Source organism: Jeotgalibacillus salarius (genome assembly GCF_004405125.1).
Taxonomy (GTDB): domain Bacteria; phylum Bacillota; class Bacilli; order Bacillales; family Jeotgalibacillaceae; genus Jeotgalibacillus; species Jeotgalibacillus salarius.
On sequence record NZ_SORX01000007.1, the window covers coordinates 1 to 13,629 of the forward strand.

Genomic DNA, 13,629 nt, shown 5'->3' on the forward strand with positions numbered 1-13,629 from the left:
ACCCTTGCCGTTAGCTAACAGTTCCTACTGCCAAGCCTGTAGCGGACTTTCACCGTCAAGTTATTACCCATGCCGGGCACACCAAAAAAAGAGAAGAACTGCTCATTCTTCTCTCATGAAAAATACTTATTCATTTGTTTGATGGCACCTTTTTCAAGCCTTGAAACCTGTGCCTGGGATATTCCGATCTCTTCAGCTACTTCCATTTGGGTTTTACCATTGAAGAACCTGTTTTTTAAGATGAGCCGCTCCCTATCTTCTAAATCGAGCATTCCTTCTCTAATTGATAATTCCTCTATCCAACGTTCATCACTGACGCGTGTGTCTTTCACCTGGTCCATCACATACACCGGATCTCCGCCGTCCTGATAGACAGGCTCGAATAGTGAAACAGGTTCCTGAATCGCATCAAGTGCAAATACAATATCCTCTTCTGGAATTTCGGTCCGCTCGGCAATTTCGCGCAATGTAGGTTCTTTTGAAGTTTCTGTGATTAATTCCTCTTTTGCTTTTAATGATTTATAGGCGATATCACGAAGAGACCTTGAAACACGGATTGGATTATTATCTCTGAGATGTCTTCTGATCTCTCCTATGATCATAGGTACTGCATAAGTTGAAAAACGGACATTTTGACCAAGGTCAAAGTTGTCAATTGATTTTAACAGGCCAATACAGCCTACCTGAAATAAGTCATCCGGATTTTCACTCCGGTGGCTGAAACGTTGAATAACACTTAGTACCAGTCTTAAGTTTCCGTAAACCAGCTTTTCCCTGGCTTCGCTATCGCCATTTTGTAAAGCAGAAAAATACTGTCTCATTTCTTCATTTTTATATATTGGGAGTGAAGAAGTATCAACACCACATATTTCAACTTTCCGGGACATGAGATTTCCTCCAGTCGGGAGTAATTGTTCTCGTTCAGTATGTCCCTGCAGAAAAAAAATATGCGGGTATTCACCATAGGAAAAGAATGGATGCTACACTAATTTTGCTACTTCCCGCTGCAGCCGCTTAATGATTCTTTTTTCAAGTCTGGATATGTAGGACTGGGAAATGCCCATCATATCTGCTACATCTTTTTGCGTATGCTCCTTCCTGCCATTCAGCCCAAAACGGGATTCAATAATAAATGATTCTTTCTCATCCAAAATATTTAAAGCCTGATAAAGTAGTACTCTGTCCATTTTCTCTTCAATACCCTTTACGATCAGATCGTTTTCCGTTCCTAAGACATCGGATAACAACAGTTCATTTCCGTCCCAGTCAGTATTCAGTGGTTCATCAAATGATACTTCAGATCTTAATTTACTTGTTCTTCTCAAATACATCAGAATTTCATTCTCAATACACCTTGATGCGTATGTCGCAAGTTTGATGTTTTTTTCAATATTAAAAGTGTTAATTGCTTTGATTAATCCTATTGTGCCGATACTAATTAAATCTTCAAGATTAATACCTGTATTCTCAAATTTTCTCGAGATGTAGACAACCAATCTTAAGTTTCTTTCTATCAGTAGCGACCTTGCCTGTTCATCACCTTTTGCCAGTCTTGCCAGCACCTTGGCTTCTTCAGGTCTTTCGAGTGGAGACGGGAGTGCTTCACTACCTCCAATGTAATGAATTTCTTTTACCTTTATCTTTCCGGTAACCTGAACGAGCCATAATTGAACTTTCTTTTTTGCATCCAGTAAATTCATTTCACAGCACCCCTTATTTTTGATAGCAGTGAAGCATTTGTAATGGACTCAGAAGACAATGACATGATTGCTCCACATAATAATTTTCCTTGCTGAAAACCACAGGCATTTTTTCAAAAACAAATTTATTTCCACCTGAAAGTACCTCCACACTGTCACATTCAACACTGATCAGGATTTCACATTCCTTATGAATCGACTTTGATGGAATGAAAGAAATTTTTTGTTTCCATTCATGAGGACATTCTGCTTGACCATTGAGATAATAAACCATTTCTTCAGGTAAAAGATGCGCTGCAACAGATGAATCAGCAAACATAACCGGCTTCCCATTAAAGGGAGTTGAGAGGGCATTTCCAGAATCCAAATATCCCCTTCCTGTCCAATGCTTGTTCTTTTGTGTCAGTTTCACTTCACAAACGAAAGATGCTTGTACAGAAGAATAGGTGAGCCCTTGAGATATTCTTTGAGTCACTAAGGAATGCCCCACTAAAATGAGCAACAGCATGATGAAATGATAATAATATGACTGAATATTCAGTAAATTATTTGTAAAAGTAGTCAATGATCCTGAAGAAAAAACGATTAAAATAATAAGTGCAACATGCGAAACAGCTTGACCTTTTACAGCATATTTACTGATGACCAAAATGGAAACTGCTGAAAGCAAACCTGAAACTTGTGGGTAATATGAAAAAACAATCCATTCCATGGCAGTGTGCAAAAGTAGTATGGTACATGCGGACCGAACCTTTATTCCCGTTCTTAGACACTTGTTCGCCGCAAATAACAAAAGCAGCCCTCCACAAATATTTACCAAAAGTAAATACTCGATATACAATGTCATTGATCCTGCCCTCCTGATAACCACATTCTACAAACAACTACGAACGAAACTTGTCAGTTCATCAATAAAATTAAATAATTCGTTGGATAAATTACGCCACTAACCCACAAAAAAAAGCCCGGCGTAAAAACGCCGAACTTTCTAAAAATATTAGATTATCCTCTTCGTCTGTTACGATTACGAAGAAATGTTGGAATATCAAGTGTATCTTCTACAGGCTGCTGATTACGGGTTTGCTGTTCTGCCTGAGGAGCTTCCTCACGCTGATGGTGCTGTTCTCTTACAGGCTCTCTATCCCTTTCTCTTTCACGCTTAGGGGGTTGAGGCTGTTGTCTTACCTGACCACCCATTTGCGGGCGAGTCGGTTTAGCCTGGTTTGGTGTTTCGTTAAATCCTGTCGCAATAACAGTTACAAGAATTTCATCCTTCAGATCCTCATCAATAACAGACCCAAAGATCATGTTTACTTCCTGATCTGAAGCACTTGCAACAATGTCAGCTGCTTCCTGAACTTCATATAAGCTTAAGTTCGTACCGCCGGTGATATTCATTAGCACACCCTGCGCCCCATCAATAGATGTCTCAAGCAATGGGCTTGAAATGGCTTTTTTAGCTGCTTCTGACGCACGATTTTCTCCAGATGCAACACCAATACCCATTAAAGCAGAACCTTTATTAGACATGATTGTTTTCACATCTGCAAAGTCGAGGTTAATGAGACCGGGAACTGCAATTAAATCTGAAATACCCTGAACACCCTGACGAAGTACATTATCAGCTTCACGGAATGCCTCAAGCATAGGTGTACTCTTATCAACGATTTCAAGCAGTCTGTCATTTGGAATGACAATCAGTGTATCAACCGCTTCTTTCATTGAACTGATACCGCCTGCGGCCTGAGTTGCACGTTTGCGTCCTTCAAAAGTAAACGGACGAGTTACTACTCCGACAGTCAGGCTGCCAAGTTCTCTCGCAATTTGAGCAATAACCGGTGCAGCACCCGTTCCGGTACCGCCGCCCATACCAGCTGTTACGAATACCATGTCCGCACCTTTGATTGCTTCTTCAATTTGCTCGCGGCTCTCTTCAGCTGCTTTTTTACCTACTTCAGGATTTGCACCCGCTCCAAGTCCGCGTGTAAGCTTACCGCCGATTTGCATCTTAATTTCCGCTTTAGAAAGATTAAGTGCCTGGGCATCTGTGTTAACTGCTATAAATTCTACTCCCTGAACGCCGTGCTCGATCATTCGGTTAACAGCGTTGTTACCGCCGCCGCCTACACCGATGACTTTTATCGTTGCCAGGGAATCAACATTCGTATCGAAATCTAACATCGCAAATCCTCCTAAATTCAAATTACTTTCCAGAACTCCTATTCAAAGAAGTATCCAAATAGTTTTTTAAATCTTCCCTCTTCATTTTTCTGCTTTGGTTTCTGCTGCTTTGAGCCCGATTCAGTATTTCTGGTTTTTTTCGGTGCATACTCATTGTTTTCAAACTCTGAGGCAGAAGGCTGCTTATCTGCATGACCCTGCAGCTTCGCATGTTTATATGCATATTTAATTAATCCGACTGCTGTTGTGTATTGAGGCTCTCTTACACCAATATAATCCGGCACTGCTACCCGAACCTGATTTTGAAGCACTGCCTGTCCAAGTTCTAATACTCCCGGTATAGCAGCTGATCCACCAGTAAGGACGAATCCTCCAGGTAAATCATGGATGTTCAGTCTTTTTAATTCGTTCAGTACTAATTCAAACATCTCTTCCATTCTTACTTCAATGATATCAGAGATTTCCAGCTGGTTAAATTGCTGATGCTGGTCACTGCCGATGATCGGCACACTGAACACTTCATCTTCTGAAGCGTAATCATAAAATGCATGACCATGTTTGCGCTTGATTTTTTCAGCGTCATCCGTTGTCGTGCGGAGGCCGATTGAAAGATCTTTCGTAATATGCTCTCCACCTGCCGGAACAGTCGATGCCGCTATCAGATGACCATGTTCAAACACCGCGATGCTGGTAGAACCCCCGCCAATATCAATGATTGCGGTACCAAGATCCTGTTCATCTTTAGATAAAGCAATCGTTCCTGCAGCAAGAGGCTGAAGAAAAATGTCTGAAACTTCAAGTCCAGCTTTCTCTACACAGCGTAAAATGTTGTGCAGCATTGTTTTCGACCCTGTTACTACAGTGCCTTCCAGCTCCAGCCGGACACCGATCATACCACGCGGATCCTTAATTTCATCCAAACCATCCACGATAAACTGTCGTGGTATTACATTAATTAATTCTCTGTCCGGTGACATAGGCATTACCTGTGCCGCATCCAAAACGCGTGCAATATCTTCATCACGAATTTCTTTATCTTCTGTAGAAACTGCCACTACCCCATGGCATGGCTGTAAAGCTACATGATTAGCCGGTATTCCGACAATTACATTATGTATTGAAAGGCCCGTCATCCGTTCAGCCTGATCTACTGCTTTCTGAATAGATTGCACGGTTTCATCAATATCAACAATTGATCCTTTACGGATTCCCTCAGATTCTACATTTCCGACTCCAATAATATTTACTGAATCATGGACCAGTTCTGCAATAACAACTTTCACAGATGATGATCCAATGTCAAGACTGACATAATATTCGTTATTGCTCAAGTGTGGCACCTCCTTCAAACCTGTAAACATACATGTTTAGTTTTAAATAATTATTTTTCATTTGCTTTTTTAAAGTTAACTGCTGATTTCCGTTTCAGGTGAACGCCTACGGACGGCAGTGAGCCGCCGCTTTACGCTCCAACCATAAAACGATGCAGAATCAACAATGAACATTATGAAAGCATTTCATTTAAGAATTCGTATTTTATTTTCAATAAACACTAGACTTTTAAAAGAATAGCATTCTTGCTGTTTCACCTATGAAACCTCAATAGATATAGTCTACACCAATTGAGATACTCAGAAAAGTAATAAATGACCGATTTTACTGACAAATTAATACTTTAACAGAATTTATCCTCCTGAGTTTTCCTCGATGGATGGTACATCGTTATCAGGCAATCCCTCAGCAGCTTCTTCAATCTGCTCATCAAGCGTTTCGTCTGTCTCCCCGTTTGCCGCTTCTCCTGCATTATAAGCCCTGAAATAAGATCCTACTTCCAGGTCAATTACACCTTTAACTTCTGGATCAAGCTGACTTACAATCGAAGGATAGTGAGTCATTTTTTCTGCAAGTGTAGGTATTACTGCATGAACTTCAAATCCATCATTCATGTATAATATGATTCTGTTGGGATCAACTTCGGAAGGAGAATAGTGCACTTCAGAAATGGCGTTTAACACATTTCCAGGAAGATCCGACAGAGCTGCAGCAAGATCATTCACTGCCTCCCCCTGCTGGAAGCCATTCAATACCGGAGCGCTAAAATCAATATCCTGCACTGGTTGGGGTTCACTCACAAAGCCATTTTCGTAGACCGCTCTATAAAGCTGTCCCTCTCTGCTAAGCGCCACTTTTTCAAATTCTTCAATTGTAACTTCGACATTTAAAGGTAAATCCCTTTTTACTTCTGCATCTCTGATCATCTTATTATCTTTGAGTCTTTTTTCGGCATCATCCGTGCTTAAAGTCCAATAAGGGTCTCCGGCTAAAATTCCGCTAAGCTGAACAGCCTGCTCATCAGAGATCCCACTGTTTCCTGTTATATGAATATTCTGCACTTTACTGTAAGGAGATTGAAAATATAACACGATAATAATTAAGAAGACGAATAGCAGAACAACTCCAACTAAGCGCCTGTTCGCTTTTTTACGCCGGCGCTGTCTTAACTGCGGCACTCTGTCTTCAAGTGAGACAACCGGCTTGCGTTTCATTCAATTCACTCCAGTCACGCGGTTGAACCGCAATAACATTAGTCTTTCTGAATCTACCTTAATACTACACTATTGTATGCGTATAACATACAGAAACTTGTTGATCGTCATGAAAATGTAAAATACCTAAATTCTAGAATGCCGGCTAATATTCAGTAAGATCCCGCACATACACAGGACTACCATGAGAGATGAGCCGCCATAACTGAAAAAAGGCAGTGTAATACCTGTAACAGGAATCAGCCCAATCACAACAGATATGTTGATTACAGCCTGCAGTCCAAGCGAGATCACAATTCCACCGGCAAGCATTTTACTGAAGACATCCGGTGCTCCAAGTGCGATTAATATTCCTCTCCAGATCACACTTGAAAACAACAATACGATTATCACACTTCCTGCCAGCCCCATTTCTTCAGCAGCAATAGCAAAGATAAAATCGTTCTGAGGTTCAGGAAGATAAAAATGTTTTTGTCTGCTATCAAAAAATCCGGCCCCAAATAACCCTCCCGGTCCAGCTGCGTAGAGGGACTGAATGATTTGAAAACCTGCGCCTAATGGGTCCTGCCAGGGATCAATGAATGAGTAAATTCTTTGCATTCTGTATGGAGCAGCAATCACCAGTGCTGCAAACCCTGTGATGCCCGCACCAAATAAAAATAGAAAAAAGCGAATGCTTACGCCGGCTAAAAAAAGCAGCGATAGACCGCTTCCTGCTAAAACTGTACCTGTACCAAGGTCTGGCTGGAGCATGACGATCCCAAAAGGCATCAGCACAACTGACATTAACAAAATCATTTTCTTCATTGTTAATTTTCTCGTGGACCTGCTGATTAATGCAGCCGTCATCATTAATACGCCTGCTTTAGCCAACTCAGCAGGCTGAATGGAAATAGGTCCAACACCAATCCAGCTTTGAGATCCATTGCGCTCTAACCCAATACCAGGAATTAAAACAAGCACTAATAATAAAGCTGAAAATATGTAAATTAATTTTGCGTGTCTGTACCAGAATAGATAATCCAGTTTCGAAATAATCATCATGGCGACTAATCCTGCTGCTAAATATACTGCTTGTCTTTTCGAAAAAAAATGGGCATCACCAAAACGGTCAAATGCCCACACACTGCTTGCGCTGTCAATTAAAACAACACCAAATATTGAACAGATCAGTACGAAAGAAAACAGCAGACGATCCATTACATTCGTCCCTTCAACTTATTTACTTCAGCTTATTCACCGCATCAATAAATATGTCTCCACGCACTTCAAATGTTGGATACTGATCCCAGCTTGCACATGCAGGTGACAATAAGACGACATCACCACTAATTGCAACTTCTGAAGCTGCAGCAACAGCTTCTTCAACATCTTTTACTTTAATTATATTTTCCACACCTGCACTTTTTGCAGTTTCAGACATTTTGTCTGCAGTTTCACCAAAAACAATTGCTGATTTCACATTGGACATTGATGATGCCAATTCATCAAAACTGTTACCGCGATCCAGACCGCCGCATAAAAGCACTGTAGGTACTTTAAATGCTTCAAGTGCACTTTGAGTTGCAAGTACATTTGTTGCTTTTGAATCATTATAAAACTTAATATCGTTCAACTCTCTAACAAATTGTGTACGGTGTTTAACACCTGAAAATTCTCCGAGGACTTTTCTGATACTTTCATTAGAAACACCATATGTTTTAGCTGCACCGATTGCAGCCATGATGTTTTCAAGGTTGTGTCTTCCTGGAAGAACGATATCTCTAAGTGCAATCACAGATTCACCATTCATCACAATGTGCTCACCATCTGAAGAAATCCCTTCAGAGAGTACTTTTTTGGTTGAAAACGGAATAACTGTTGCTCTTGTGTTTTCTACTGCAGACATTAATTCTTCCTGGTCTGCATTTACTATTAACATATCTTCTTCACTCTGGTTTTTTGTGATTGCAGCTTTCGCTTCCACGTATTCCTGTTTAGAAGAATGATAGTCAAGGTGGGCATCATAGATGTTCGTAATGATTGAAATAGATGGTGCAAATTGACGTATTCCCATCAGCTGAAAGGACGATAATTCAATGACCATCGCCTCTCCTTTGTTCGCAATTTGAGCAACCTCACATGCAACAGTTCCAATATTCCCTGCTACATAAGACTTTTTATCATCATTTGTAATCATTTCATGAATGAGTGTAGTTGTTGTAGTCTTACCATTTGTACCCGTTACGCCAATTAGTTGAGCTTCACTGATGTGATATGCAAGTTCCACTTCTGTAATGACTGGCATTCCTTTTGCAATCGCACCTTTGATAAGCGGGTTTGAGTAAGGAATACCTGGGTTCTTAACGATGAGTTCAAACCCTTCATCAAGAAGTTCTACAGGATGACTCCCGCAGATCACTTTGATACCCTGATCCAGCAGCTGTTGCGCATCTTTGTTTTCTGACAGCGGCTTCCAGTCATTCACTGTAACAAATGCCCCAAGCTTATGAAGAAGCAAAGAAGCAGCTACTCCGCTTTTGGCTAGTCCGACCACCAGAATTTTTTTATTTTGATAACCTTTGTAATCAATCATTAACCAAACACTCCCATCAGAACGCCCAGAACACCCGCTGTAAGACCGACTGTCCAGAAAACAGTGACCACTTTCCATTCTGACCAGCCAGTCAGTTCGAAGTGGTGATGAAGCGGGCTCATTTTGAACACTCTTTTTCCTGTAGTTTTAAAAGAAGTAACCTGTATCATGACAGATAATGTTTCTAATACAAAAACGATCCCAATTAATAATAGCAATACTTCCTGCTTGGCCAGAAGGGAAACTGTACCAATCGCACCACCGAGTGCCAGTGAACCTGTATCTCCCATAAAAACTTTAGCAGGGTGCGCATTAAATAATAGAAATCCAAGCAGTGCGCCTACTGCAGCCATACAAAATATCGCCAGAGCAAGCTGATCCTGCTGCCATGCAATCAATGCAAATGCACCAAATGCGATCACGGCTGTTCCGGACACAAGACCATCCAGACCATCAGTCAGGTTAACAGCATTTGAAAAACCAACTAACCAGAAAATAACGAATGCAACATATAAAATTCCAAGATTCAGTTCAAATGATGTGAACGGAATGGAAATAATAGATGAAAAGTCATTTGCACTGAAAATAATATAAAAAATAATTGCGATCACAATTTGCCCCAAAAGCTTTTGCTTAGAGGTCAGGCCAAGATTTCTTTTTTTAGCTACTTTGATGAAATCATCTAAGAAGCCAAGCACCCCAAATGTAATCATAACCATTAATAATAATAATGTTGTAACAGAAAGAACAGCGTAAATCGCACTGACTATGATTGTCGCGAGTGTAATTGCACTGATAATAATCAGTCCGCCCATTGTAGGTGTTCCCGATTTTTTCTGGTGTGATTCAGGACCCTCTTCCCTGATACTTTGTCCAAATTTTAATCTTCTTAGATAAGGAATAAATACCGGAGCTGTCGCTGCCGAAATTCCAAATCCAAATATTGCCGCCCATATTACAGCCCATACTGACATCTTGCTTCCTCCTAACAAATCGGTCCATTTTATTTTACTTTTTACGTTGTATGCTGACAATCTCCCATTTTACCATAATCATGATGGTTACAACGGTAAATTTTTTGACATTTTAATTTCGATACAAAAGTCCTTTTATGTTTGTTTTACATCAGTAAGACATATTAAAAAGCACAACGATTTTACGCTGTGCTAAATAACTGATGCTATTAATTAAACGTCTTCAATCAACATTTCGTTTAATATACTTTCAGCAACAGACTTATCATCAAAAGGGATTTTCTCTTTATTTATTAGCTGATATTTCTCGTGTCCCTTTCCGGCAATAATAATGATGTCACCTGCTTCTGCTGATTTTAGTGCATATTTTATGGCTGCACGACGGTCTACAAGTGAAATATAGCTGTTACCCTGGACGCCTTTTTCCATGTCTCTTAGAATTTTTTTGGGATCTTCACTTCTTGGATTATCTGAAGTGAATACTGCATAATCAGCAAATTCACATGCGATTTTAGCCATAATAGGTCGTTTGGCGCGATCTCTGTCCCCTCCACAGCCGATCACTGTGATCAATTTATTAGGCTTCATTTCGCCCGCCGCCTGCAAAATATTTTTTAAGCTGTCAGGGGTGTGTGCATAATCAACGATGACAGTATACGGCCCATTGTGCTTAACGATTTCAAAACGGCCCGGTACCCCCGATACACTTTCTAATCCTTTGGCAATCACTCCAGTCGGAATTCTTTTTACAAATCCAACTGCCGCAGCCGCTAGTGCATTATAGACATTAAACATTCCTGCAAACCTTAATTCAACATCTGTTTCTCCAGAAGGGGTACAGATCGTAAATGAAGTCGTTTCACTGTATGAATGAATGTTTTTTGCATAAACATCTGCTTCACTGGTGATTCCATAAGTAATGATATGGGCAGATGTTGCTGTTGCTACCTCTTTCGAAAAAGGGTCGTCATGATTCAACACGGCAAACTTGGGAGCGTTTTTTACATGCGTGTGACCCAGTTGTGAAAATAAAAGTGTTTTCGCACACTTATAATGTTCCATTGTTTCATGATAATCGAGGTGATCCTGTGTTAAATTCGTTAAAATCGCAATATCAACATCACAGCCGTACATTCTTCCTTGTGACAATCCGTGTGAAGAGGCTTCAAGAACAGCAGCCCGTGATCCTTCATCTCTGAATTCTGCAAGTGTCTGCTGAAGAAGCAAACTATCAGGCGTTGTATTCTCAGATTTCTTAATGCGATCTCCCTGTTTCATATAGAGAGTACCTATGATACCTGTTTTAATCCCAGCTGATTCAAGTACACCGTGAACCATATGTGTAACTGTAGTTTTACCATTCGTTCCTGTTACACCGATCACATTCAGGCCGAAGCTCGGATAATCATAAAAATGATTGGCGATATACGCTAAAGCATGACGTGGCTGCTTGACCATGATGAGGGGAACAGACAAGTCATATTCAGTGTCAGAAAGAACTGCTGCTGCACCTTTTTCAATTGCTTTTTCTATATAAAACCTGCCATCAGACTTTTCACCTTTAATAGCTGTAAATAGTGATCCCGGTTCTACATCCTGATGGTGATGACAAACCTTCACGATCTCAGGGTCTGATTCAGGGCCTTTCATCACATAAAATGGCAGGCAGCCTGTCAGCTCTGAAAGTCTCATACATTCAACTCCTCGAACATTTCTTATATTTCTATTTTAACTGATAGGTCAAAAGAATGCTATTGACCTACAAATATTCGAAGTGTTTCTCCCTCTGATATTACTGCTCCCGGCTCGGGTGACTGCCTGATAATTTTTTCTCCTTCGCCTTTAATATCAAGCTTAATCGGGAGGTTCATTGTCAATAATTCTTTTTTTGACATTCCATTCAGATCCGGCACCTCAATCTCCAGCGGATCCGTCCATCTGACTTCTTTTTCAATTTGTTCTGTTCTTCTTTCCACACCAAGTACATTTAAAGACTCTTCAATGATGTTTCCTACAATAGGTGCAGCAACTACCCCACCAAACTGTATCGTATTCTTAGGGTGGTCTACCGCCAGATAAATAAGTAATTCAGGGTCATCACTCGGTGCGAAACCGATAAAGGAAACGATATAATTATCTTTCAGATATTGTCCATTTTCTACTTTCTGCGCCGTTCCCGTTTTGCCGCCTACCCGATATCCTTCAACAAATGCGCCTCTGCCTGTACCCTGAGCCACTACTGACTCAAGAGCTTCTCTCATTTCTGCAGAAACTTCCTCAGATATCACTTTTCTCGTTGTTTTAACAGGGACTTCCTGAATCGTTTTTCCTGTTGTTGGATCAGTCCATTTTTTTGTAATGGTAGGCACGATCAGGTTGCCTCCATTTATGACCGCTGAAACAGCTGCTGCCTGTTGGATTGGCGTAACCGAAACCCCCTGACCAAAAGCCGTAGTTGCCTGTTCAACCGGACCCATATTTTCCGGCTTGAATAAGATCCCACTCGCTTCCCCAGTTAAATCAATCCCTGTTTTTTGACCAAATCCAAAGTCATGAATGTAAGATAAAAGTCTGTCTTTTCCCAGTCTGTTACCCAGCTCAATAAATCCCGGGTTACAGGAATTCTGTACCACCTCAAGGAATGTCTGGCTTCCGTGCCCCTCTCTTTGCCAGCAGTGAAGGTGTACGCCTGCTACTTCAACATGGCCACTGTCATAAAACTGCTCTTTCTCAAGGTCAACAAGCCCTTCTTCCAAAGCTGCTGCAAGTGTAATGATCTTGAATGTCGAACCCGGTTCATACGTTCTCCAAATTGGCAGTACCCTGTTATAAATATCCGGAGAAAACTTTTGATAATTCGCGGGATCGAAGTCTGGTCGCGAAGCCATCCCTAAAATTTCACCAGTTTTCGGATTCATCGCAATGGCTAAGATCTGATCGGCCTCATATTTCTCCTGTGCATTCGTTAATTCCCGCTCGAGTACATTTTGCACATTTAAATCAATCGTTAAATGCAGATCCGTGCCATGCTCGGGATCTTTATGGTAGGATCCTGCTTTCTCCATCTCTTTTCCCTTTGCATCTGTAAATAGACCTTCTGCACCCTGTACACCATACAACTGCTGATCATATAAAAGCTCAAGTCCCGACAGACCTCTGTTATCTACACCTATAAAACCAAGAACATGGGACAGCATTCTCCCATTCGGATAGGAGCGTTTATAATCATCTGCTATATAAACCCCTGGCAGTGCTGCCTCTTCAATCGCCCTTACCTGCTCATAACTAAGCTTTCTTCCTTCAGGATGCAATTTTTCAATTGACCCATTTCTCCCTACATATTCTTCTGCTCTTTTCTTTGAGATTTTCAGTATTTCACTTAAATGACCCGCTGTACGTTTACGATCTTCTACCTGCTTCGGAATGATGAATAGGCTCGGTGCTGATTCATTTAATACAATGGCCTCTCCATTCCGATCGTATATTGCTCCTCTTTTGGGTTCTAAAGGTAACTCTCTGGTCCAGCTTTCAACAGCTTTTTCATATAACTCTTCGTGTGAAAAAACCTGTACATAAAACAGGCGGACAACGATGACAGTAAAAATAATAAGAAACAACACAAAGACAGCCATCAACCTTTTTTTCAGTAGCCT

At 40.9% G+C, this 13,629-nt stretch carries 11 protein-coding genes; all 11 read right to left on the bottom strand.

Going from position 1 to position 13,629, the window contains the following annotated elements; genetic code table 11:
• Positions 1 to 113: 113 nt before the first annotated feature.
• Positions 114 to 887, bottom strand: a complete 774-nt coding sequence (gene sigG / locus E2626_RS12145; protein WP_134382045.1) for an RNA polymerase sporulation sigma factor SigG — start codon at positions 885 to 887, stop codon at positions 114 to 116.
• A gap of 93 nt (positions 888 to 980) precedes the next feature.
• Positions 981 to 1,700 (bottom strand): RNA polymerase sporulation sigma factor SigE, encoded by a 720-nt coding sequence (sigE, locus tag E2626_RS12150; RefSeq protein ID WP_134382046.1) that lies wholly within the window; start codon positions 1,698 to 1,700, stop codon positions 981 to 983.
• Between the two features lie 13 nt (positions 1,701 to 1,713).
• A complete protein-coding gene (locus E2626_RS12155; protein ID WP_134382047.1) occupies positions 1,714 to 2,547 on the bottom strand; it encodes a sigma-E processing peptidase SpoIIGA in 834 nt (277 codons plus the stop codon).
• Positions 2,548 to 2,702: 155 nt separating this feature from the next.
• Entirely contained in the window at positions 2,703 to 3,881 is a 1,179-nt protein-coding gene (gene ftsZ, locus E2626_RS12160) for a cell division protein FtsZ (protein ID WP_134382048.1), read from the bottom strand.
• Between the two features lie 38 nt (positions 3,882 to 3,919).
• The gene (gene ftsA / locus E2626_RS12165) at positions 3,920 to 5,212 is read right to left on the bottom strand and encodes a cell division protein FtsA (RefSeq protein WP_134382049.1); all 1,293 of its coding nucleotides are present in this window, start codon (positions 5,210 to 5,212) and stop codon (positions 3,920 to 3,922) included.
• A 354-nt stretch (positions 5,213 to 5,566) separates the two neighbouring features.
• Positions 5,567 to 6,427: a cell division protein FtsQ/DivIB gene (locus tag E2626_RS12170; RefSeq protein ID WP_134382050.1), complete on the bottom strand. Its 861-nt coding sequence runs from the start codon at positions 6,425 to 6,427 to the stop codon at positions 5,567 to 5,569.
• Between the two features lie 126 nt (positions 6,428 to 6,553).
• On the bottom strand, positions 6,554 to 7,627 hold the full coding sequence (gene ftsW / locus E2626_RS12175; protein WP_134382051.1) for a putative lipid II flippase FtsW: 1,074 nt from the start codon (positions 7,625 to 7,627) through the stop codon (positions 6,554 to 6,556).
• Between the two features lie 22 nt (positions 7,628 to 7,649).
• Positions 7,650 to 9,002, bottom strand: coding sequence for a UDP-N-acetylmuramoyl-L-alanine--D-glutamate ligase (gene murD / locus E2626_RS12180; protein ID WP_134382052.1), 1,353 nt, complete (start codon positions 9,000 to 9,002; stop codon positions 7,650 to 7,652).
• Positions 9,002 to 9,976, bottom strand: coding sequence for a phospho-N-acetylmuramoyl-pentapeptide-transferase (mraY, locus tag E2626_RS12185; protein ID WP_134382053.1), 975 nt, complete (start codon positions 9,974 to 9,976; stop codon positions 9,002 to 9,004). The genes murD and mraY overlap by 1 nt, the downstream gene beginning before the upstream one ends.
• Before the next feature lie 213 nt (positions 9,977 to 10,189).
• A complete protein-coding gene (locus E2626_RS12190; protein WP_134382054.1) occupies positions 10,190 to 11,668 on the bottom strand; it encodes a UDP-N-acetylmuramoyl-L-alanyl-D-glutamate--2,6-diaminopimelate ligase in 1,479 nt (492 codons plus the stop codon).
• 59 nt (positions 11,669 to 11,727) lie between these two features.
• Complete coding sequence (locus E2626_RS12195; RefSeq protein WP_134382196.1) at positions 11,728 to 13,608, bottom strand: stage V sporulation protein D; 1,881 nt, start codon at positions 13,606 to 13,608, stop codon at positions 11,728 to 11,730.
• Positions 13,609 to 13,629 lie beyond the last annotated feature (21 nt).